The organism is Actinomadura sp. NPDC049382 (genome assembly GCF_040677125.1).
Lineage (GTDB): Bacteria > Actinomycetota > Actinomycetes > Streptosporangiales > Streptosporangiaceae > Spirillospora > Spirillospora geliboluensis.
Genome location: NZ_JBFARO010000138.1, coordinates 1 through 20,629, shown reverse-complemented (window position 1 = coordinate 20,629; position 20,629 = coordinate 1). Strand labels below are relative to the sequence as shown.

Genomic DNA, 20,629 nt, shown 5'->3' with positions numbered 1-20,629 from the left:
CGGCGCCCGCGCAGCGCCCCGCGGCGGCCGCCGCGCCGCCGCCCCCCGCCGCCCAGCCGGTCGCCCGGCCGCCGGCCCCGCCGATATCGCCGACACGCGAGACGCCGAGCGACCCGCACGGCCTCCCAGTCGCGCCGCTCTACGGCCAGGGCAAGGGACGCCGGGACGAACCCGCCCCCGAGCCAGAGCCCGCTCCCAAGCCTGAGCCCGTCCTCACGCAGGAGGAGGCCCCTGCCGCACCACAGGCCGGAAAGGACGCGTCCCCCGACGCTCCGTCCCAGGTGGTGATGATGCAGAAGGTCGTACGGCCCGAGCATGTGCAGCACTACCTGGAGGGCGGCTACGACCTCGTCGCCGGTTACGTCCACCGCCTGCAGGACGTGCGGGAGATCCGGTCCCCCGCCGCGATGATCCGGGCGCTCGGGCTCGTGTACGAGGGGTCGCCCTTCACGCACGCGGACGAGCAGGTCTTCATGATCCGGTGGCCGGCGGTGAAGCCGGCGCTGTTCCGGCGCCCCCTCGGCGGGATCGACGAGTGGAGCATGGGCATCATCCCGGGCGGCTGGGTGATCGAGCGGGCGCCGTTCCCCGGGTCGGGGTACGCGCCCGGCGAGGGCCCGGCCATCCCGGAGTTCAAGATCGAGAGCCAGCGGCTGCCGCACGGCGCCGGGCTGTACCGGCTGGACGCGCGCGGCGCCGAGACCCTGGTCGCGGGGTACGACGCCGATCTGCGCAGGTGGCTGGTGAAGCTGCCGGGAGGGCGGGGATGAGCATCCGGCACGGGTTCTACGCGAGCTGGCGCGGCGGCGAGTACGAGGCCAGTCCCGACGGCGAGCAGGTGCGGCTGTACACGACGAGGCACACGGACGGCTTCCGCCAGGTCTCACCGGACCGGTTCGTCCAGGTGGTGCCCCTGGCCGACGTCGACCGCCTGCAGTACGTGACCACGCACTGCACGTGGCGCGGCGAACCCTTCGTGGTGCTCGGCGAGCATGACGGCTGGCTCCGGGTGGAGTACTGCGGCGGTAAGGCCCCCGTGGCGGAGGGTCTCGGGCTGGAGCTGTTCGACCGCGGCGTGTACCAGGCGTGGGCGTCCCGGCACGAGGTCGAGGACCTGCACGAGGAGCCCGTCTGAGCCCGGCGGCGGGTGCGCTCGGTCAGTGACGCGGGATCGGTGGTAGGTCTTGGACATGGCGGTCATCGACATCAACGCCGACCTCGGCGAGGGGTTCGGCATCTGGGAGCTGGGCGACGACCTGGCGCTGCTCGACGTGATCACGAGCGCGAACGTGGCGTGCGGGTTCCATGCGGGCGACCCGCTGATCATGCGGCGGGTGTGCGCCGCCGCCGTGGCGCGCGGGGTGACGATCGGCGCGCAGGTGTCGTACCGGGACCTGGCCGGTTTCGGGCGCCGCGAGATGGACGTGGCCGCGCCCGAACTGACCGCCGAGGTGCTGTACCAGATCGCCGCCTTGGACGGCATCGCGCGCGCGGAAGGCGGGCGTGTGGCCTACGTGAAGCCGCACGGCGCGCTCTACAACCGCGTCAGCCGCGACCCCGTGCAGGCGGGCGCGGTGGCGGAGGCCGTCCGGGCGTACGACCCTTCGCTGCCGCTGCTGACCCTCCCCGGCTCTGCGGTGCACGGGGTCGCCGAAGGGCTGACCGTGGTCGCGGAGTGCTTCGCCGACCGCGCCTACACGCCGTCCGGCGGGCTGGTGTCCCGCCGTGAGCCGGGTGCCGTCGTCCATGACGAAGACGCCGTCGTGCAGCGCGCGGTCAGGATGGCCGTGGACGGAACCGTCATCGCGGTCGACGGCAGTGAGGTCTCCCTCAAGGCCCGTTCCATCTGCGTACACGGCGACACACCGGGGGCGGTGTCCCTCGCTCAGTCCGTCCGGTCGGCGCTGTCCGGCGCGGGCGTCGCGCTGGAGTCGTTCGCGTGAAGGTGCTGCGGGCGGGTGACGCGGCCCTGCTCGTGGAGACCGGCGACCTGGCCACCGCCCACCGCCTCAACGCCGCCCTCCGGGACGACCCGCCGCCGGGCGTCGTCGATGTGGTGCCCGGCGAGCAGACCGTCCTCGTGATGGCCGACCCGTCGGCCGACCTGGACCGCCTCGCGGCGCGCCTCCCGCACCTGCCGCTGCCCGACGACGTGGAGGGCGACGCCGCCCCGGTGGAGATCCCCGTGGTCTACGACGGCGAGGACCTCGACGAGGTCGCCCGCCTCACCGGGCTGTCTCGGGAGGAGGTCGTCCGGCGGCATGCCGGAAGCGCCTACACGGTCGCCTACCTCGGCTTCTCCCCCGGCTTCGGCTACCTGACGGGCCTCGACCCGGCGCTGCACGTGGCGCGCCGGGAGTCGCCGCGGACGGCGGTCCCAGCCGGGTCGGTGGCGATCGCGGGACCGTACGCGGCGGTCTACCCGTCCCGGTCGCCGGGCGGGTGGCGGCTGCTCGGGCACAGCGGGCTGCGGCTGTGGGACGTCACGCGCGACCCGCCGTCGCTGCTCCGGCCGGGCACGCGCGTCCGCTTCGTCCCCGAGGAGCGTTCTTGATCGAGGTCGTGCGGCCCGGTCCGCTGGCGACCGTGCAGGATCTCGGCCGGCCCGGCCGCGCCCATCTCGGCGTCCCGCGGTCCGGGGCGGCCGACGAGCGCGCGCTGCGGCTCGCCAACCGGCTCGTCGGCAACCCCGAGGGGGCGGCGGGCGTCGAACTCACCTTCGGCAGCGCCGCACTGCGCTTCCACAGGCGCGCCTGGATCGCGGTCACGGGCGCCCCTGCGCCCGTCCTCATCGGCGACCGCGCCCACGGCACGAACGCACCGTGCTTCGTACCGGACGGCGGAACGGTAGAGGTCGGCCCACCTTCGTCAGGGCTCCGCAGCTATGTCGCCGTGCGCGGTGGTGTCGCCGTCGATCGGGTCCTTGGAAGCCGGTCGACCGACCTTCTCTCGGGCCTCGGCCCGGCCCCGCTTTCGCCGGGAGACCAACTACCAGTCGGCGCCGCCGAGGGCCTCGCCGACATCGGCGTGGACGTCGCTCCAGCACCGGCCATGCCGGACACACCCGTGCTCCGGGTACTGCCCGGTCCGCGCGACGACTGGTTCACCGACGACGCGCTGGCCGCGCTGACGTCCACGCCCTACACGGTGTCGCCGGACAGCAACCGCGTAGGGATCCGGTTGGACGGGCCTCCCCTCGTCCGCGCGCGCGACGGCGAACTGGGCAGCGAGGGGATGGTCACGGGGTCGGTCCAGGTGCCGCCCAGCGGGCTGCCCATCATCTTCCTGGCCGACCATCCGCCCACCGGCGGCTACCCGGTGATCGCGGTGCTCGCCTCGGACGGCGTCCCGGACGCGGCTCAACTCCGTCCGGGCCAGCAGGTCCGCTTCCGCCTCTAGACCGCCCTGCTCAGGGCTAGGTCAGCGAGCCAGAGGCTAGGTCAGCGGGGCCGGGGCGGACCAGTCCAGGTGGGAGACGTCGTTGAAGCCGCGGACGGACGTCAGGTCCCCGAGGCGCACCAGCAGGGAGATCGAGGCGTTGTCGGGGGCGAGGAACGCGAACGGCCGGGCGCCGGTCGCGGCGGCGAGCGCCTGCGCGATGACGCCGCCGTGGGTGAACACCGCGATCCGGCCGCCGGCGTGCGCCGCCGCGAGGCGGGTGAGGCTCTCCTCGACGCGCGCGGCGAAGGCGGCGCCGGATTCCGCGCCGGGGATGACGTCCCAGCGCTCCTCCGCGAACATCCGCTGCGCCACCGGGTCGTTCTCGGCGACCTTCTGGCGGAACAGGCCGCCCTCCCACTCCCCGAGGTGGACCTCGCGCAGGCCCGCCTCGACGCGCGGCTCCAGGCCGAGGCGGCGCGCCAGGGGCGCCGCCGTCTCCGCCGTGCGGCGCAGGGACGTCACGTAGAGGGCGTCGAGCTTCTCCTCCGCGAGGCGCTCGCCGACGCGCTCGGCCTGCTCGCGCCCTTCGGGGGCCAGTTCCGGGTCGGCGTGGCCGTCCACGAGGGGGAACGACCGGTCGGCGCGCGCCGGTGCCGACGCGCCGTGCCTGACCAGAAGAATCTCGGTCGCGCCGTCGGGCGCCTTGTACCGCGTCTGCCGGTACTCGACCGGCTCCTCCCGCTCGTCCACGAACGGCACCCTAGACGATCGCCGCAGCGTGCCCTGCGTCCGGCCCTGTTCAGGAGACCAACGGACCCACGCGGCCGATCTCCTCCTTGAGCGGCCCAGGCGGGACGTCTTCGAAGGCGGTCACGGCCACATCGCCGTCCTGCACCTCCCATACGCCCGCCACGCGGCCCTCATGCAGGACCACCGGGGAGATCCAGCCGGCCGTGCGGCTCACCTTGCCGCGATGCTCCGCCGGGACCAGGTAGGTCGCCCCTGTGCCCGCCCCTAGGACGTACTGGTCGAACGCACCCAGCAGCCGGACCGACGTGCTGGGCTCGGTGGCGAGCAGTTCGTCGCGGTGCTCGGCCAGTACGAACATCTGGACGCCGTCCACCTCCACCGTGGACAGGCCGTCCTCCGCTGCGGCGAACCAGCTCTTGACGTCCTTCTTGCGGCTCGCCTTGCGCATGAGCCAGTTGTCGAACATCTCGGGTGTCGCCGGCCCGTGCGCGGCGAGGTAGGCGTGGACGACGGTCCGGGCGGCTTCGTCCAGCGGCGGGAGGCCCGTCCAGCCCGGCAGCCATCGTTCCGGTGCGGCGAACGTGACGCGGGTACCCTGCGCCGGGCCGTGGCACAGCACGCCCCACCACGCCAGGGGCTTGAGCAGGACGCCCCAGCCCGACCCCAGCACTTCGGCGAGATGCCGTGAGCCGGTCTTGTCGATGACGGCTTCGGACAGTTCCTCCCGTGTCAGCACCTCACCGCCGGCCAGCGCGGCAGTGGCCGCCTCTGCGAGAGCCTCCAGGTCGGCGGGCGTGGCACCGAAAGTCTTCTGCCAACTGGGCTTCTCCCAATGGCGGGTAGTGGAGCACAGCGCGAGGTAGGCGGCGGCCACATCGGCGGGCAGGAGATGCAGGGTGCCGCGCATGGCCCACGTCTTGACGAGGGTCCGCTCGTCCAGGAGCGCCTTGGCCACTGCGCCTCGTTCAGGGTTCCGCTGCCGCAGCGCGACGGCGAGTTCCGCGGCCGACGCCACCTGCGCCTGGACGCCCGCCAGCCGGCGTGCGACGTCCACCGCCGACGCCTCGCCCTGGGGCTCGATGTACTGCCGCCGCATCCGCCAGGCGAGAACCTGGGCCCACGTCACCGCTGTCATGCCCCGATTACATCGCAGGCCGCGGACAGAACCGTCCGTCTACCTCATGCCAGGCGGTGGGCGAGGTCGGCGAACGCGTTGCGCACGTCGGCGGGGGTGAGGAGCGTGAGGTCGTCGGCGGTGGCGCGGTCGCCGAGCTCCGCCGCGCGCAGCGCCCGGCACGCGCACGCCTTCTCGTAGATGGAGCGGGCGAAGCGGCCGTTGCCGAACTCGTCGATCCGGCCCGTGCCGCAGACGCGCTGGAAGACGAGGGCGAGGTCGTCCAGGGCGCCGTCGTCCCAGCGGTCGCCGCCCTGCTCCGCGATGAGCTGGGCGATGCGGAGCAGCTCGTCCGGCCCGTAGGAGGGGAACTCCACGCGCACGTCGAACCGCGAGGCGAGCCCCGGGTTGGACGCCAGGAACCGGTCCATGTCGGCGTCGTAGCCGGCGAGGACGACGACGAGCCGGTCGCGGTCGTCCTCGGCGCGCTTGAGCAGGGTCTGCACCGCCTCGGCGCCGAACGCGTCGCCGCCGCCGTAGCCGGGGTTGCTCAGCGCGTACGCCTCGTCGACGAACAGGACTCCGCCGAGCGCCGAATCGACGACCTTGTTCGTCTTGAGGGCCGTCGCGCCGAGGTGCTCCCCGACGAGGTCGGCGCGCTGGGCCTCGACCACCTCGGGACGCGCGAGGAGCCCGGCCGCGGCGAAGATGCGGCCGAGCACGCGCGCCACGGTGGTCTTGCCGGTCCCGGGCGGGCCGGTGAAGACGAAGTGGCGGGTCGGCGGGCGGGTGACGAGGCCCTGCTCCTGCCGCATCCGCGCCACCTGGAGCTGGGCGGCGATCTCCCGGACCTGCCGCTTCACCGGTTCGAGCCCGATCATCGCGTCGAGCGAGCCGAGCGCCTCGTCCAGCGTGGGCGTCTCGGCGTAGCCGCGGTACCGCTCGGTGACCTCGGCGAACGCGGTCTCCACGTCCTCCGCGCGGAGGGTGACCAGGTCGTCGGCGCTGGGTCGGGCGGGCGCGGCGGACGCGGAGGCCGCGTCCACGACACGGACGTCCCGCGCGCGCGCCGCCGCCTCAGTCAGCGACCGGACGAACCGTCCGTTGCCCAGTTCGTCGATGATGCCGCGCCGCTCGACCTCCTCGAAGCGCGCGGCGAGCCGCCGCCGGGCCTCCGGGTCGAGCCGGTCCTCGCGGAGCCCGGTGTGGTAGTCGGCGATCCGCAGCAGCTCCGACGGCCGGTAGGACGGGAAGTGCACGCGCGTGCCGAAACGCGAGGCCAGGCCGGGGTTGGAGTCGAGGAACTCGGCCATCTGCGCGTCGTAGCCGGCGAGGATGACGACCAGGTTGTCGCGGTCGTCCTCGGCCCGCTTGAGCAGCGTCTGGACGGCCTCGTCGCCGAAGCGGTCGGGCTGCCCCTCGGCGGAGTTGACCAGGCCGTACGCCTCGTCGATGAACAGGACGCCGCCGAGGGCGGAGTCGACGAGCCGGTTGGTCTTGAGCGCCGTGGCGCCGAGGAACTCGCCGACGAGGTCGGCGCGCTGGGCCTCGACGAGGGCGGGCTCCGGCAGCAGCCCGAACGCGTAGAAGATCTTGGCGAGGACGCGCGCGACGGTCGTCTTGCCGGTGCCCGGCGGGCCGACGAAGACGAAGTGCCGCATCGGCTTCTCGGTGGGGACGCCGGCGGCGGCGCGCAGGTGCGCCGCCTCGATGGACGCGGCGATGGAGCGGACCTGCCGCTTGACCGGCTCCAGCCCGATCATGTTCTCCAGCTCGGCGAGCGCGTCGGCGACGGAGATGTCCGGCGCGGCGTCCGTGCGGCGCTCCGGCGGCGCCTGCCGCTCCGGGGCCGGTGCGGCCTCGGCGGCCTGCGCGGCGGCCTGTGCGGCCGGTTGCGCGGCCGCGGCGGGGTCGTCCGCCGGTGCACGGCGGTCGGGCCTGCTCGGCCGGTCCTTCTTGTCGGGCTTGTCCGGAGTGGACGGGTTCTTGCGCGGGGCGGGCGGCATGGCGTCCCCCTCCGAGCTCGCCTGTTCCTGGACCCAGCCGGTCTCGTAGGCCTCGGCGGGCACCGTGCGGCGGGCCCGGTCCCAGCGGTAGGCGAGGACGGCCAGGGCGGCGGCCCAGCCCGGCGCCGCGCTCGCCTCCGGCAGCGGCTGGGCTACCGCCGCCGTGGCCGCCCCTGCGGCGGCCAGCGTGAGCAGGGTCGTGCGCCAGGGCGTGTACCCGCGCAGGCGGAAGGCGACCACCGCGACGGGCACGGCGAGCACCGCCAGAAGCAGCGTGGGGCTCAGGTACGCAGGGTGCTCGCCGTCCGGGTAAAGCCTGCCCAAGGGAACCAACAGCGCGAGCCAGGACGCGATGACCGCGATGACCGCCATGCCCGTGGGCGAACGCAGCGTCAGGTGGACGACGACCAGCAGCACGATCGCGCCCACCGCCACGCCAAGGACCGGCCCCTCCAGCAGGACGGTGCCGGCCAGGACCAGAGCCATCAGCAGCAGGCCGCCCAGGAACCGCAGCCCGGGGGTGATCTGGAAGTAGCGCACCCGCAGGCGCTCGAAAAGATCCCGCGCCGCGGCGTCCTTCGCCGGGCGGGAGCGAGACCTGCCGAACAAAGCCATCAAGAGCGAGTAAAGCGCAGGACCGCCCGGAACGGGACTCCCCGTGCGGGGAACGTTGCCTCTCGTACGGCCTGCCTGGGCGCGGCCGAACGCACCTCGGTACCGAGACCAGGACATTTGTACTGTCCAAAAGTGCGGGTCTGATTCTTCAGCCGACACCGGCCGAATTCGTAACGCCGCAGCGCGTGCGTACCGCCGAGACCAGGCGCGGCGGCGCTGCCATGATGAGGCCCATGCGGATCCTGCGCACGCCAGAAGAACGCTTCACGCAACTCCCCGACTTCCCTTACGAGCCCCGCTACGCGGACGTCCCGGCCCAGGACGGTGACGGAACCCTGCGGATGGCCTACGTCGAGGCGGGCCCGTCCGACGGTCCCGTAGTGCTGTGCCTGCACGGTGAACCGAGCTGGTCGTTCCTCTACCGCCGCGTCATGTGGGTCTTGGCGGACGCAGGGCTGCGCGTGGTCGTGCCCGACCTGGTCGGTTTCGGCCGCTCCGACAAGCCCGCCGAGATGACCGACCACACCTACGCCCGCCACATCGAGTGGACGCGCGCGCTGGTGTTCGACGCCCTCGGCCTCCAGGACGTGACTCTCGTCGGTCAGGACTGGGGCGGCCTCATCGGCCTGCGCCTGGTGACCGCCCGCCCGGACCGCTTCTCCCGTGTCGTCGTCGCCAACACCGGGCTTCCCACGGGCGATTTCCCGATGCCGGAGACTTGGCTGAAATTTCGCCAGTCCGTCCGGACCGCACCCGAGTTCGACATCGCCCGCAACATCGCCGCCGGATGCCGCACGGCGCTGGCCGACGACGTGCGCGCCGCCTACGACGCGCCCTTCCCGGACGAGTCGTACAAGGCGGGGCCGCGCGCCATGCCCGCCCTCGTCCCGGCCGAACCCGACGACCCCGAGGCGCAGCCTAACCGCGACGCGTGGGACGTCCTGCGCGCGTGGGACAAGCCGTTCCTGGTGGCCTTCAGCGACAAGGACCCCATCACCGGGGCGATGGCACCGCTGTTCAAGCAGCTGGTTCCGGGCGCGCAGGGCGTCGAGCACCCTACGATCGACGGCGCGGGCCACTTCCTCCAGGAGGACGACGGGGAACGGCTCGGCCACGCGATCGCGGCGTTCATGCATTCCTGAGGAGCCTCCTTGACCGACCCCACCGGCGCCCTGCCCGGATTCGACCCCGCCCCCGGCGACGGCCCGCACGGTCCGCGCGGGATCCCGCGCGTCGCGGGTTACGAGATCGAGGACGAGCTCCGCGCCGCACCGTCCGGCAAGGACGGGCCGCTCCGGATCGCCGGGGTGGACGAGGTCGGGCGCGGCGCATGGGCGGGCCCCGTCGTGGTGTGCGCCGCCGTCACCGACCTCAGCCCGCCGCCGGCCGTGCCCGGCCGGGGCAAGAAGACCATCGCGCTGACCGACTCGAAACTGCTCACCGAGGCGCACCGCGAGTCGTTCGCCGACCTGCTGCCGGGCTGGCTCGCGGGGCACGCGATCGGCGCGTCGCCTCCCGAGGAGATCGACGAGGTCGGCATGACGGAGGCGCTGCGGCGCGCCGCCGTCCGCGCGCTGGAGGCGCTGCCCGAACGGCCCGACATCGTCCTCCTCGACGGCAAGCACGACTTCCTGGGCCGCCCCTGGCGCGTCCGGTGCGAGGTCAAGGCCGACCAAAGATCGGTCACGGTCGCGGCAGCGTCCGTCCTGGCGAAGGTCCACCGTGACCGGCTGATGGCGGAGCTGGACGGCGAGTTCCCCGGTTACGGGTTCGCGGACAGCGCGGGCTACCCGTCGCCCGTCCACCAGAAGGCGCTGGAGGAGCACGGCCCCACACCGCACCACCGGATGTCATGGTCGTACCTGGACGACCTCCCCCGCTGGCGGCACCTGAAGAAGCACCGTGACCCGCTCGCAGGGGAAGGCCAGCTCAGCCTTCTGTGACGCCCGTACCGACCCCTGCACGGGCACCGTCCAGGAGTCATCCCCGTCCGGCCGGGTAAGCGCCATCCACGGGAGGTACATGCCATGGATGCCGTTGTGAAGAACCTGCTGCGCGAGTCCGGCCAGACGTTCGCCGAAGAGGCGGGCATCACGCTGAAGGACCAGCCGGCCGCGCTGTTCAAGCTGCTCGTCCTGGCCAACCTGCTGAGCGCGCGCATCTCGTCCGAGATCGCGGTGTCCGCCGCCCGCGAATTGTTCGAGGCCGGCGGCGGAACCGCCCGCGGGATGGCCCGGATGTCGTGGCAGGAGCGGGTGGACGCGCTCGGACGCGGCCACTACGTCCGCTACGACGAGAGCACCGCGTCCCGCCTCGGCGACACCGCCGACCTCGTCCAGGACAAGTACAAGGGCGACCTGAGGCGCCTCGCCATCGCGGCCGAGCGCGACCCGAAGAAGGCCGCCGACCTGCTCCAGGAGTTCCCCGGCGTCGGCCCCACCGGCGTGGACATCTTCTGCCGCGAGGCCCAGGCCATCTGGCCGTGGCTGCGCCCCCACATCGACGACCAGGTGAAGAAGGGCGCCGAACGGATCGGGCTGCCCACCGACCCCGGCGAGCTCGCCGAGAAGGTCACCGACAAGGATCTGGCCCGCTTCACCGCCGCCCTGGTGCGGGTGGCCCACGACAAGAAGCTCGCGGACCACCTCAAGGCCGCGTGAGCGCCGGTCAGAGGCGCACGATGACCTCGTCCACCGGCTTGCGGGTGATGTCGGGCACCATCGCGTCGTCCGCCGGGTAGCCGACGGGGATCACGACGTACGCGCGCTCCTCCTGCGGACGCTCGCACACCTCGTTCAAGAAGCGCATGGGGCTCGGCGTATGCGTGAGGGTCGCCAACCCGGCCTGGTGCAGCCCGGCCAAAAGCAACCCCACCGCGATGCCAACGGACTCCTTGACGTAGTAAGGACGAGGCGTGTCCGGCCCCTTGTGCACTTCGAAGACGACGATGACCGCCGGCGCGTCCTCCAGGAACGGTTTGCGCCAGTCGGTGCCCAGCGGCGCCAGCGCGTCCAGCCACTCCTGGGACGCGCGCCGCTCGTAGAACTCGCGCTCCTCCCGCTCCGCCGCCTCCCGGAGCCGCTTCTTGCGCTCGGCGTCGGTGATGACGACGAACCGCCACGGCTGCAGGTTCGCGCCGCTCGGCGCCGTCGCCGCGGCACGGATCGCGTGCTCGACGACGTCCGGCGGCACCGGGCGCGAGGAGAAGTCCCGCACCGTGCGGCGCAGCGCCATCGTGTCGGCGAACGCCTCGGCGCGCCGCGCCGCCTCCACCGCCGGAACGTCGAAACGGGGCGCGGGAACGACCGGATAGGGCTGAGTGCTCATGTGATCGTTCCTACCGCCGCCGGCGGGCCCGGCACAATCGGCAGCATCAGCCAACGTTCCGGACCCGTTCCGACCACATGCGCCCCCGCGGCGGGCGGACTCAGTCCTTGCCGCGGGAGGCGACCCACTCCAGGTTCCAGGCGTAGGCCTGGTCGACGGCCATCTTCCCCCAGCGCGGGCGGCCGGGCGGCGGCAGGATGAAGCGTCCCTCGCGGCGGACGACCAGCTCGCCGTTCACGTTCTCGATGAGCGCCAGGACGGCGTCGCGGGAGGCGTCCACGCAGTCGTCCATCCGCATGTCGATCGGCGGCGCGCCCACCGGGAACAGCGTGGCGATCGCGTCCAGGCCGCGGAAGTCGTCGGCGCCGTCGTAGATCTCGGCGAACACCAGGATGCGCTTGAAGTCCTTGGTGTGGTCGAGGTTGATGTGGAGGTTCTCGCCCGACTCGATGGCGCCGGTGCGGTCGTCCTTGTCGAGCTTGATGAACGGCGCGCGCTCCAGGGCGCCCATGTCGCCGATCGCGTGGATGATGCCCTTGCGGCCGTCCTGCAGCTCCCAGAGGCAGCACAGGTCGAGGTCGAGGTCGACGCCGCGGCGGCGCTTGCCGAGGCGCCCCTTGGCGACGCCCTCACGGGCGGTCCAGTTGAGGTTGACGCGCATGTGGCCGCCGGTCGCACCGTGCTTGGTGAGCGACACCGACGGCGCGTTCTTCGTCAGGGAGATCTTGCCGCCCTGCTGCTGCGGCGCCGCCCCGGCGGGCGGGGGCGGAGGCGCGTACTGGCCGGGCGGAGGCGGCGCGTACTGGCCCCCCGGAGGAGGCGGGGGCGCGTACTGGCCCGGGGCGGGCGGAGGCGGAGGCGGCGCGTACTGCCCGGGAGGCGGGGGTGGCGCGTACTGGCCGGGAGGGGGCGGCGGCGTGTACTGGCCGCCGGGCGGAGGCGGGACGTACTGGCCGCCGGGCGGAGGCGGCGGCGGCGCGTACTGCGGCTGCGCCGGCGCCTGCGGCTGCGCGGGCTGGGGCGGGGCCGGCGGCGGGGGCGCCGCCTGGCCGGGGTCGTCGACCGAGATGCCGTAGTCGGTGGCCAGGCCGGCGAGGCCCGAGTCGTAGCCCTGGCCGACCGCGCGGAACTTCCACGCGCCCTGCCGCCGGTACAGCTCGCCGAGGACGAACGCCGTCTCCGACGTCGCGCCCTGGCTGTCGAACCGGGCGACCTCCGCGCCGCCCGCCGCGTCCACGATGCGCACGTACAGGCCCTGGAACTGGCCGAACGTCCCGCCGTCGGAGGACGCCGCGATGACGATCTTGTCGATGGCGGGCTCGACCCGGTTCAGGTCGACCGACAGGACGTCCAGCACCGTCGGCCCCTGCTGCTTGCCGTCGTGCCGGACGGCGCCGGAGCCGTGCGCCGGCTGGTTGTAGAACACGAAGTCGTCGTCCGAGCGCACGCGGCCGCTCTCGGTCACCAGGAGCGCCGACGCGTCCGCGTCCGGCACGCCGGGACCGGCCTGCCAGCCCAGCTCGACCCGCACCGAGGGGACGGGCACCGCGGTGTTGGCACCCTTCTGCATCGACATGAACGCTCCTCATCATCGGCCGACGGTGACCAACCTATGGCGTGCCGCATCAGCCCCGCGACCTGCCCTGAGAGGAGGACGCACGGCGGGCGCCCAGGGTTCCGCCGCCGCGCCGCGCGTCACGGGACGCGCGCGGTCCACTCGGAGGTGCTGAACTTGTCGGTGACGTACTTGCGGGCGAGCCGCATCTCGTCCTCGCCGACCCGGTCGGGGGTCAGCCCGTACCGTCCCCGGAAGTGCGCGATCATGCGGTCGATGATCTCCTCGCGGGGCAGCCCGGTCTGCCGCCGCAGCGGGTCCACCCGCTTCACCGCGCTGGCGATGCCCTTGTCGGACACCTTCTCCCGGCCGATCCGCAGCACCTTCAGCATCTTCTCGGCGTCGATGTCGTAGGCCATCGTCACGTGGTGCAGCACCGCGCCGGACACGAGCCGCTTCTGCGCCGCGCCGGCGATCTTGCCGTTGTCGGACGTGATGTCGTTCAGCGGCTGGTACCAGGCCCTGATGCCGACTTCGCCGAGCGCGCCCAGCACCCAGTCGTCCAGGAACGCGTAGCTCTCCGCGAACGACATGCCCGCGACCAGCGTCTCCGGCGCGTACAGCGAGTACGTGATGGTGTTGCCGGGCTCGATGAACATCGCGCCGCCGCCGCTGATGCGGCGCACCACGTCCACCCCGTGCTCCCGCGCCGCCTCCGCGTCGACCTCGTTGCGCAGCGACTGGAAGCTCCCGATGACCACGGCGGGCGACGCCCACTCCCACACCCGCAGCGTCGGCGGGCGGCGGCCCGCGCCGACCTCCTCGGCGAGCACCTGGTCGATCGCCATGTGCAGGGCGGGCTCCTGCGGCGGTTCGTGGATCAGCCGCCAGTCGTGGTCGCGCCAGTCGGACGCCCGCGCCACCGCGCGCCGCACCGCGATGCCCACGGCCTCGGCGGTGAGGCCGAGCATCACCGTGTCGCGCGGAAGCCCCGCCTGGACGCGGACGCCGATCGCCCTGGCGTCCAGCCCGGCGGGCAGCCCGTCCAGGACGGCGTTGATCGCGTCCAGGGCCTCGTCCGGTTCGAGGAAGAAATCGCCGCTGATCCTGGGGGCGCGCAGGAGCCCGTCAACGACGTCGACATCGGCGACCACGAGCTTGCCGCCGGGAACCTTGTACTCACCGTGCATCACATACAGGAGAACCCAGTGCACTGGTGCCCAATTCCACAGGTTCAACCGCGCGGCGCGTAGGGCATCGTTAAGGGACGGTTTGCGGGAGGGGACGGTTCCGGTGAGCAATCTCGATGTCCGGCCTAAGCCGGTGCAGACGGGCGGGCGCGACGAGGTGACGGCGCGGCCCGTGCACGAGCTGCTGCCGCCGAGGCGGGTTCCGCTGGGCGAGAGCACGGTCGTCCGCAGGCTGCTGCCCAGCCTGGGACGGCGCATGGTGGGCGCGTGGTGCTTCGTCGACCACTACGGGCCGGACGACATCACCGACGAGCCCGGCATGCAGGTGCCGCCGCATCCGCACATCGGGCTGCAGACGGTGAGCTGGCTCCACGGCGGTGAGGTGCTGCACCGCGACAGCCTCGGCAGCCTGCAGACGATCCGTCCGAAGCAGCTCGGGCTGATGACCGCCGGCCGGGCCATCGCGCACTCGGAGGAGTCCCCGCGCGCGCACTCGCCGATCCTGCACGGCGCGCAGCTGTGGGTCGCGCTACCGGACGGGCACCGGCACACCGACCCCAAGTGGGAGTTCCACGCCGACCTCCCGGTGGTGACCGCGCCTGGCTTCACCGCCAAGGTCCTGCTGGGCGAACTCGACGGAGCCGCCTCCCCCGGAACGACGTTCACCCCCATCATGGGCGCGGACATCACCCTGGACGACGGCGCCGACGTGCGCGTCCCGGTCGATCCGGACTTCGAGTACGCGGCGCTCACCATGTCCGGCCGCCTAGAGGTCGACAGCGAGCGCCTGGAGCCCGGCTCCATGCTCTACCTCGGCTGCGGGCGCCGCGAGCTGCGGGTCCGCGCCGACGAACCGGGCTCCTTCCTCCTGCTCGGCGGCGAGCCGTTCGAGGAGAAGCTCGTGATGTGGTGGAACTTCGTCGCGCGGGCCGGCGAGGAGATCGCCCAGGCGCGGGAGGACTGGATGACCGGCGACCGGTTCGGCACGGTCGAGGGCTACCACGGCGACCGGCTGCCGGCCCCCGAGATGCCCCCGACCCGCCTGAAGCCGCGCGGCCGCACCCGCTGAGCGGCCCCGCGGCACTGCGGCTGGGGCCCGGGCTCTACCCGAACTCGGGCTCGTGGCGGACGGGGAAGTTGACCGAGTTCGCGATGAAGCACAGCTCGTTGGCGCGCTCGTGCAGCTCGGCGGCCCGTCCGGCCTGCGCGGGGTCGGCCAGGGTCGTCCGGGGGCGCAGGACGACCTCGGCGAACCGTCCGCCGCCGTCCGGCGTCTCGGTCATGGTGCCGCGCGCCCGGTCCTCGTAGCCGGTCACCACGATCTTCTCCACGGCGCACAGGTGGAGGAACCACAGCATGTGGCACTGCGAGAGGGAGGCGACGAGCATCTCCTCCGGGTTCCACCGCGACGGGTCCCCGCGGAAGGCGGGGTCGGCGCTGCCCGCGATCGGCGGCTTGCCCGCCGCCGCGACCTCGTGCGCCCGCTCGTAGGCGCGGTACGAACTCGTCCCCGACCCGGTGTCGCCCGTCCACGTCACCGACACTTCGTACTCGTGGCTCTTCATCCCGGCCTCCCGCTCGATCGCATCCCGCGCCCTGCCACGTGATCGTCTCACCTGCGGCGTTCGCGATATCTCCCGGCATGCCGTCATACTCTCCGGCAAACCGGGCCCATCCCCGTGTCTAAGGAGTCGACGGCATGCGCTCTCGGCCGTTCTACGACGTCGTGGCAGCCCTCGCGCGGCTCGGCGTCGGCATCGTGTTCATGGCGCACGGCTGGCAGAAGATCGAAGCGGGCATCACCGCGACCGGCCGCACGTTCGACGGCCTCGGCGTGCCGCTGCCCACCGCCGCCGCCGTCTACTCCGCGTTCGTCGAGCTCCTCGGCGGGGCCGCGCTGATCGTCGGGCTCGGCCTCCCGGTCACCGGCGCCCTGCTGTTCCTCGACATGGCGGGCGCGTTCGTCTTCGTCCACGCCGACCAGGGCCTGTTCATGGTGGACGAGGGAGCCGCCCGGAACGGCTACGAACTCGTCCTCGCCCTCGGCATGGCGAGCCTGGTGTTCGCCGCGGGCGGCGGCGGCCGCCTCACCCTCGACCAGTGGGTGATCGGCAAGCGCCTGCGGGGCGCCGCGGCCGACGACGACGAGGACGACGCGGCGAGCTTCGTGGAATCGCTCCGCCAGGCCGAGCTGAAGCCCCCGAAGAAGCCCCGCCGCACCCCGAAGCCCCGCGCCTCCGACCCGCCCGCCGCGACCGAGCCGTCCGCGACCGAGCCCCCGGCGGCCCAGAACAAGCCGGCCGACGACCCGGGCGACGACGTCCTGGTGGCGGGCCGCCGCAAGGCGTCCCACCGCCGCCGCGCCTCGACGACCCAGCCGATCAAGCCCCCGGCGGGCGACGACAAGACGTCCCCCTGACACGGACGCGATCAACGTCGCCCGGCGGGCCGGAGCCCGTCGAACAGGACGGCCGGGATCCGCTCGCGCGGTCCTCGGGCACCCGATCCGTGGCCCAGGCGACGACCGCGACGAGCGAGAACGCCCTATGACACGCGCAGAGCCCGACCACGCACAGACCAGAGCGGGGTACCGGGCATCCCCGGTACCCCGCTCCGACTACGCGTCATTCAGCCGATATCGGCCCTGATCAGCTGCAGCCGCTGGTGGAGCCGCAGCCTTCGCAGACGTAGCAGCTGCCGGCCGGGCGCATCTTCGTGCCGCAGGTGAGGCAGAGCGGCGCGTCGGCAGTGCGGCCCTGGCGGCTCTCGATCGCCTCCACCGACGAGTGCGCCTCGGCGGCCGGGGCCGGCACCGCCGGACGGGTGATCGCGGCGGACTGGGCGAGCGACTCGTGGTCGACCTCGTCCTCGGCGTGCAGGGCCGCCGGGTCCTCGCCGTTGGCCTGCATCGCGCGCTCCTCGGCGGTGAAGATGCCGAGGCCCGCGCGCTCCTCGTACGGGAGGTGGTCCAGCGCCAGGCGGCGGAAGATGTAGTCCATCACCGAGGTCGCCATGCGGATGTCGGGGTCGTCGGTCATCCCGGCGGGCTCGAACCGCATGTTGGTGAACTTCTCCACCCACGTCTCCAGCGGGACGCCGTACTGCAGGCTGATGGAGATCGCCATGGAGAAGGCGTCCATCACGCCGGCGAGCGTGGAGCCCTGCTTGCCGAGCTTGAGGAAGACCTCGCCGACACCGTCGTCCGGGTAGGACGAGGCGGTCATGTAGCCCTCGGCGCCCGCGACGGAGAACCGGGTGACGGTCGCGGGGCGCTGCTTCGGCAGCCGCCGCCGGACCGGGCGCGGCGCCAGCGCCTCGGCCGGCTCCGCCTTGTCCTTGTCCTTCTTGCCGGCGGCCGACAGCGGCTGGCCGACCTTGCAGTTGTCGCGGTAGATCGCGAGGGCCTTCAGGCCGAGCCGCCAGCCCTCGAAGTACACCTTCTCGATGTCCTCGATGGTGGCCTGCTCCGGCATGTTGACCGTCTTGGAGATCGCGCCGGACAGGAACGGCTGGACGGCCGCCATCATCCGGACGTGCCCCATCGGGCTGATCGCCCGCTCGCCCATCGCGCAGTCGAACACCTCGTAGTGCTCGGGGCGCAGGCCGGGCGCGTCCACCACGTGGCCGTGCTCGGCGATGTACTCGACGATCGCCTCGATCTGCTCCTGCTGGTAGCCGAGCTGCTCCAGGGCGCGCGGCACCGTGTGGTTGACGATCTGCATGGACCCGCCGCCGACGAGCTTCTTGAACTTCATCAGCGCGAGGTCGGGCTCGATGCCGGTGGTGTCGCAGTCCATCATCAGGCCGATCGTGCCGGTCGGCGCGAGGAGGCTGGCCTGGGCGTTGCGGTAGCCGTGCTTCTCGCCGGCCTTGAGGCAGTCCGCCCACTGCTTGGCGGCTGCGGCGTGGATGGTCTTGTCCATCTCGTCCAGCGTGCGGATGCCGTCGTTGGCGGCGGCGTGCTTGCGCATGACGCGCTTGTGCGCCTCGGCGTTGCGCGCGTAGCCGGCGTACGGGCCGACGACGCCGGCGATCTCGGCGGACCGGCGGTAGGCGACGCCCGTCATCAGCGACGTGATCGCCGCGGCGAGGGACCGGCCGCCCTCGGAGTCGTAGGCGTGCCCGGTCGCCATCAGCAGCGCGCCGAGGTTGGCGTAGCCGATGCCGAGCTGCCGGTAGTCGCGGGTCGTCTCGGCGATCTTCTCGGTCGGGAAGTCGGCGAACGTGATGGAGATGTCCATCGCCGTGATGATCAGCTCGGTGAGCTTCACGAACTTCGCGACGTCGAACGTGCCCGCGTCGGTGAGGAACTTCAGCAGGTTGATGCTGGCGAGGTTGCAGGACGAGTTGTCCAGGCTCATGTACTCCGAGCACGGGTTGGACGCGGTGATGCGGCCCGTCTCGGGGTTGGTGTGCCAGTCGTTGATCGTGTCGTCGTACTGGATGCCGGGGTCGGCGCACTCCCACGCCGCCTTCGCCATCAGCCGGAACAGCTCCTTGGCCTTGACGGTCGAGACGACCTCGCCGGTCATCCGGGCGCGCAGCCCGAACTCGCCGCCGGACTCGACGGCCTGCATGAACTCGTCGGAGACCCGGACGGAGTTGTTGGCGTTCTGGTACTGGACGGAGCCGATGTCCTTGCCGCCGAGGTCCATGTCGAACCCGGCGTCCCGCAGCGCGCGGATCTTGTCCTCCTCGCGCGCCTTGGTCTCGATGAACTCCTCGATGTCGGGGTGGTCGACGTCCAGCACGACCATCTTCGCGGCGCGGCGGGTCGCGCCCCCGGACTTGATCGTCCCGGCGGAGGCGTCGGCGCCGCGCATGAAGGAGACGGGGCCGCTGGCGGTACCGCCGGAGGAGAGCAGCTCCTTGCTGGAGCGGATGCGGGACAGGTTCAGGCCGGCGCCGGAGCCGCCCTTGAAGATGACGCCCTCTTCCTTGTACCAGTCGAGGATGGACTCCATCGTGTCGTCCACCGACAGGATGAAGCACGCGCTCACCTGCTGCGGCGACTTGGTGCCCACGTTGAACCAGACCGGCGAGTTGAAGCTGAAGAGCTGGTGGACCAGCGCGTACTTCAGCTCGTGGTCGAAGATCTCGGCGTCCTCCTCGGAGGCGAAGTAGCCCTCCCGCAGGCCGGTCTCCACATAGCCGCGGACGACCCGGTCGACGAGCTGCTTCAGGCTCCATTCCCGCTGCGGGGTGCCGACCGCGCCGCGGAAGTACTTGGACGTGACGATGTTGACCGCGTTCAGCGACCAGAAGTCGGGGAACTCGACGCCGCGCTGCTCGAAGTTCACCGAGCCGTCGCGCCAGTTGGTCATGACGACGTCACGACGCTCCCAGCGCATCTCGTCGTACGGGTGCACGCCGGGCGTGGTGAAGATGCGCTCGACCTTCAGCCCTTTGCGGCCCCCCTTGCCGCGCCGTGCCGCCGAGCCGCTCACCGTCTCCGTCATGACCTTCCCCCTTCTCGGGCCCTCCCGCCGGACCCTGTTCAGGAACAACCCCGCCACCGCACGGACCATGCCCGCGCGGAGGCGCTTTCACTGTGCTTTGTGGATGCCGTGACCGCCCCTACCGGGGCGGGCCGGGCTCCCCCGAGGAACCGGCCTTCCGCAGTGCTTCGATCTCCTTGGCGAAGTCGTCCAGCGACTCGAAGCTCCGGTAGACCGAGGCGAATCGCAGATACGCGACCTCGTCGAGTTCGCGCAGTGGCCCCAGAATCGCGAGGCCGACCTCGTGCGAGGGGATTTCCGCGGATCCGGACGATCTGATCGCCTCTTCGACCCGCTGCCCCAGCTTCGCGAGCGCATCCTCGTCGACCGGACGGCCCTGGCAGGCCCTGCGCACCCCGGCGATGATCTTTTCTCGGGAGAACGGCTCGGTGACCCCGCTGCGCTTGGCCACCATGACGAGCACATTCTCCTGCGTGGTGAATCGCTTGCCGCATTCCGCGCACGACCGGCGCCGCCGAATGGCGGCCCCGTCATCGGTGGAACGGCTGTCGATCACTTTGGTGTCAGGGTTGCGGCAGAACGGGCAGTGCACGCTCGATACCTCCCTGACGTAAACGAGTTACACCGATGTGATCGCCATATATAGGGAACTACATCGATGTGACTACTAGATGTTGTGGTCAACCGTACGGCTCGACGCAGGGCTTCGCAACCTGATCGGGAGCCTCGCACGTCACATCCGGCGCGTCCGCGCAGGTCACCTCCCGCCTCCCCGATTTCGTCCCGGGCGTGTCGTCACCCAGCGTCCACGGCGATCACAGAACGCCTGGTCGGAGGCCCCGCGGCCCCGGAAACCCCCACCCCGCCGAACGTCCGGGCAGGTAGCCGCCCCACTCCCCCGAGCCCCACCCGCAACACGCCCCCGGCGACCACGAGCCGCCCCCATCGGACCACACCCACCCGCACGCCCCTGGGCGCGGGTGCGAAGGCGCGTCAGCCGGCGGGGAGGCGGATTTCTTGGCCGGGCCGGACGACGGGGTCGCCGCGCAGGCCATTGAGGTCCATGATGCGGTCCACGGTCCGCCGCGGGTCGGCGCCGGGGTCGGCGGCGGACGCGATGCCCCACAGCGTGTCGCCGGGCCCGACGACCACGGTGCGCGGCGGGCCGGACGGGCCGCCGCGGTCGCCTTCGCCGGCGCCGGGGCCGGGGCGGGGGCCGGGGGGGGGCCCGC

Annotated in this window: 19 protein-coding genes and 1 pseudogene; 10 read left to right on the top strand and 10 right to left on the bottom strand. The window is 72.5% G+C overall.

Annotated elements, in window-relative coordinates; translation table 11 throughout:
* From AB0K34_RS40135 to AB0K34_RS40115, 5 genes and pseudogenes are all read left to right on the top strand, one after another.
* Positions 1-770 (top strand): annotated as a pseudogene (locus AB0K34_RS40135) (hypothetical protein); the annotation flags it as partial.
* The gene (locus AB0K34_RS40130; RefSeq protein WP_364553936.1) at positions 767-1,135 is read left to right on the top strand and encodes a hypothetical protein; all 369 of its coding nucleotides are present in this window, start codon (positions 767-769) and stop codon (positions 1,133-1,135) included. The pseudogene AB0K34_RS40135 and the gene AB0K34_RS40130, both read left to right, overlap by 4 nt.
* A gap of 55 nt (positions 1,136-1,190) precedes the next feature.
* On the top strand, positions 1,191-1,943 hold the full coding sequence (locus tag AB0K34_RS40125) for a 5-oxoprolinase subunit PxpA (RefSeq protein WP_364553934.1): 753 nt from the start codon (positions 1,191-1,193) through the stop codon (positions 1,941-1,943).
* Complete coding sequence (gene pxpB / locus AB0K34_RS40120) at positions 1,940-2,554, top strand: 5-oxoprolinase subunit PxpB (RefSeq protein ID WP_364553932.1); 615 nt, start codon at positions 1,940-1,942, stop codon at positions 2,552-2,554. The genes AB0K34_RS40125 and pxpB overlap by 4 nt, the downstream gene beginning before the upstream one ends.
* Complete coding sequence (locus AB0K34_RS40115) at positions 2,551-3,399, top strand: biotin-dependent carboxyltransferase family protein (RefSeq protein ID WP_364553930.1); 849 nt, start codon at positions 2,551-2,553, stop codon at positions 3,397-3,399. The genes pxpB and AB0K34_RS40115 overlap by 4 nt, the downstream gene beginning before the upstream one ends.
* Positions 3,400-3,435: 36 nt before the next feature.
* Here AB0K34_RS40115 and AB0K34_RS40110 read toward each other — a convergent pair whose 3' ends face one another.
* From AB0K34_RS40110 to AB0K34_RS40100, 3 genes are read right to left on the bottom strand one after another with little or no spacing between them, the layout of a single operon-like run.
* Positions 3,436-4,131, bottom strand: a complete 696-nt coding sequence (locus AB0K34_RS40110) for a histidine phosphatase family protein (protein ID WP_138640033.1) — start codon at positions 4,129-4,131, stop codon at positions 3,436-3,438.
* Positions 4,132-4,180: 49 nt separating this feature from the next.
* Entirely contained in the window at positions 4,181-5,266 is a 1,086-nt protein-coding gene (locus tag AB0K34_RS40105; protein WP_364553928.1) for a winged helix DNA-binding domain-containing protein, read from the bottom strand.
* A 44-nt stretch (positions 5,267-5,310) separates the two neighbouring features.
* A complete protein-coding gene (locus tag AB0K34_RS40100) occupies positions 5,311-7,866 on the bottom strand; it encodes an AAA family ATPase (RefSeq protein WP_364553926.1) in 2,556 nt (851 codons plus the stop codon).
* 233 nt (positions 7,867-8,099) lie between these two features.
* On the opposite strand from AB0K34_RS40100, the gene AB0K34_RS40095 reads away from it, so the two are divergent.
* The 3 genes from AB0K34_RS40095 to AB0K34_RS40085 all read left to right on the top strand — a co-directional run bounded on the left by AB0K34_RS40095 (position 8,100) and on the right by AB0K34_RS40085 (position 10,526).
* Complete coding sequence (locus tag AB0K34_RS40095) at positions 8,100-9,008, top strand: haloalkane dehalogenase (protein ID WP_364553924.1); 909 nt, start codon at positions 8,100-8,102, stop codon at positions 9,006-9,008.
* 105 nt (positions 9,009-9,113) lie between these two features.
* Entirely contained in the window at positions 9,114-9,809 is a 696-nt protein-coding gene (locus AB0K34_RS40090; protein WP_364553938.1) for a ribonuclease HII, read from the top strand.
* Between the two features lie 84 nt (positions 9,810-9,893).
* Entirely contained in the window at positions 9,894-10,526 is a 633-nt protein-coding gene (locus tag AB0K34_RS40085) for an endonuclease (RefSeq protein WP_364553922.1), read from the top strand.
* 7 nt (positions 10,527-10,533) lie between these two features.
* Here the strand turns inward: AB0K34_RS40085 and AB0K34_RS40080 are convergent, their stop codons facing one another.
* From AB0K34_RS40080 to AB0K34_RS40070, 3 genes are all read right to left on the bottom strand, one after another.
* Positions 10,534-11,193 carry a nitroreductase family protein gene (locus AB0K34_RS40080; protein WP_364553920.1) on the bottom strand — a complete coding sequence of 220 codons (660 nt, stop codon included), beginning with the start codon at positions 11,191-11,193 and terminating at the stop codon, positions 10,534-10,536.
* 100 nt (positions 11,194-11,293) lie between these two features.
* Entirely contained in the window at positions 11,294-12,769 is a 1,476-nt protein-coding gene (locus AB0K34_RS40075) for a TerD family protein (protein ID WP_364553918.1), read from the bottom strand.
* Positions 12,770-12,888: 119 nt separating this feature from the next.
* Positions 12,889-13,938: a biotin/lipoate A/B protein ligase family protein gene (locus tag AB0K34_RS40070; protein WP_364553916.1), complete on the bottom strand. Its 1,050-nt coding sequence runs from the start codon at positions 13,936-13,938 to the stop codon at positions 12,889-12,891.
* Positions 13,939-14,041: 103 nt separating this feature from the next.
* Here AB0K34_RS40070 and AB0K34_RS40065 point away from each other — a divergent pair, with 103 nt between their 5' ends.
* Positions 14,042-15,007: a pirin family protein gene (locus tag AB0K34_RS40065; RefSeq protein WP_364553914.1), complete on the top strand. Its 966-nt coding sequence runs from the start codon at positions 14,042-14,044 to the stop codon at positions 15,005-15,007.
* 34 nt (positions 15,008-15,041) lie between these two features.
* On the opposite strand, the gene AB0K34_RS40060 is transcribed toward AB0K34_RS40065, so the two are convergent.
* Positions 15,042-15,503, bottom strand: a complete 462-nt coding sequence (locus AB0K34_RS40060; RefSeq protein ID WP_138642100.1) for an OsmC family protein — start codon at positions 15,501-15,503, stop codon at positions 15,042-15,044.
* 134 nt (positions 15,504-15,637) lie between these two features.
* On the opposite strand from AB0K34_RS40060, the gene AB0K34_RS40055 reads away from it, so the two are divergent.
* Complete coding sequence (locus AB0K34_RS40055; RefSeq protein ID WP_364553912.1) at positions 15,638-16,357, top strand: DoxX family protein; 720 nt, start codon at positions 15,638-15,640, stop codon at positions 16,355-16,357.
* Positions 16,358-16,586: 229 nt separating this feature from the next.
* On the opposite strand, the gene AB0K34_RS40050 is transcribed toward AB0K34_RS40055, so the two are convergent.
* From AB0K34_RS40050 to AB0K34_RS40040, 3 genes are all read right to left on the bottom strand, one after another.
* Positions 16,587-19,397, bottom strand: coding sequence for a vitamin B12-dependent ribonucleotide reductase (locus AB0K34_RS40050; RefSeq protein WP_364553910.1), 2,811 nt, complete (start codon positions 19,395-19,397; stop codon positions 16,587-16,589).
* A gap of 118 nt (positions 19,398-19,515) precedes the next feature.
* Positions 19,516-19,989 carry a transcriptional regulator NrdR gene (gene nrdR, locus AB0K34_RS40045; protein ID WP_089327490.1) on the bottom strand — a complete coding sequence of 158 codons (474 nt, stop codon included), beginning with the start codon at positions 19,987-19,989 and terminating at the stop codon, positions 19,516-19,518.
* 401 nt (positions 19,990-20,390) lie between these two features.
* The coding region (locus AB0K34_RS40040; RefSeq protein ID WP_364553908.1) for a LysM domain-containing protein at positions 20,391-20,629 on the bottom strand (239 nt) is incomplete at its 5' end.

Excerpts from the sequence above, each read along its gene's own strand:
- AB0K34_RS40050 (WP_364553910.1), bottom strand. The coding sequence starts at position 19,397 with ATGACGGAGACGGTGAGCGGCTCGGCGGCACGGCGCGGCAAGGGGGGC.
- AB0K34_RS40100 (WP_364553926.1), bottom strand. The coding sequence starts at position 7,866 with ATGGCTTTGTTCGGCAGGTCTCGCTCCCGCCCGGCGAAGGACGCCGCG.
- AB0K34_RS40130 (WP_364553936.1), top strand. The coding sequence starts at position 767 with ATGAGCATCCGGCACGGGTTCTACGCGAGCTGGCGCGGCGGCGAGTAC.
- AB0K34_RS40070 (WP_364553916.1), bottom strand. The coding sequence starts at position 13,938 with ATGCACGGTGAGTACAAGGTTCCCGGCGGCAAGCTCGTGGTCGCCGAT.
- AB0K34_RS40055 (WP_364553912.1), top strand. The coding sequence starts at position 15,638 with ATGCGCTCTCGGCCGTTCTACGACGTCGTGGCAGCCCTCGCGCGGCTC.
- AB0K34_RS40080 (WP_364553920.1), bottom strand. The coding sequence starts at position 11,193 with ATGAGCACTCAGCCCTATCCGGTCGTTCCCGCGCCCCGTTTCGACGTT.
- AB0K34_RS40125 (WP_364553934.1), top strand. The coding sequence starts at position 1,191 with ATGGCGGTCATCGACATCAACGCCGACCTCGGCGAGGGGTTCGGCATC.
- AB0K34_RS40075 (WP_364553918.1), bottom strand. The coding sequence starts at position 12,769 with ATGTCGATGCAGAAGGGTGCCAACACCGCGGTGCCCGTCCCCTCGGTG.
- AB0K34_RS40085 (WP_364553922.1), top strand. The coding sequence starts at position 9,894 with ATGGATGCCGTTGTGAAGAACCTGCTGCGCGAGTCCGGCCAGACGTTC.
- AB0K34_RS40095 (WP_364553924.1), top strand. The coding sequence starts at position 8,100 with ATGCGGATCCTGCGCACGCCAGAAGAACGCTTCACGCAACTCCCCGAC.
- AB0K34_RS40105 (WP_364553928.1), bottom strand. The coding sequence starts at position 5,266 with ATGACAGCGGTGACGTGGGCCCAGGTTCTCGCCTGGCGGATGCGGCGG.
- AB0K34_RS40060 (WP_138642100.1), bottom strand. The coding sequence starts at position 15,503 with ATGAAGAGCCACGAGTACGAAGTGTCGGTGACGTGGACGGGCGACACC.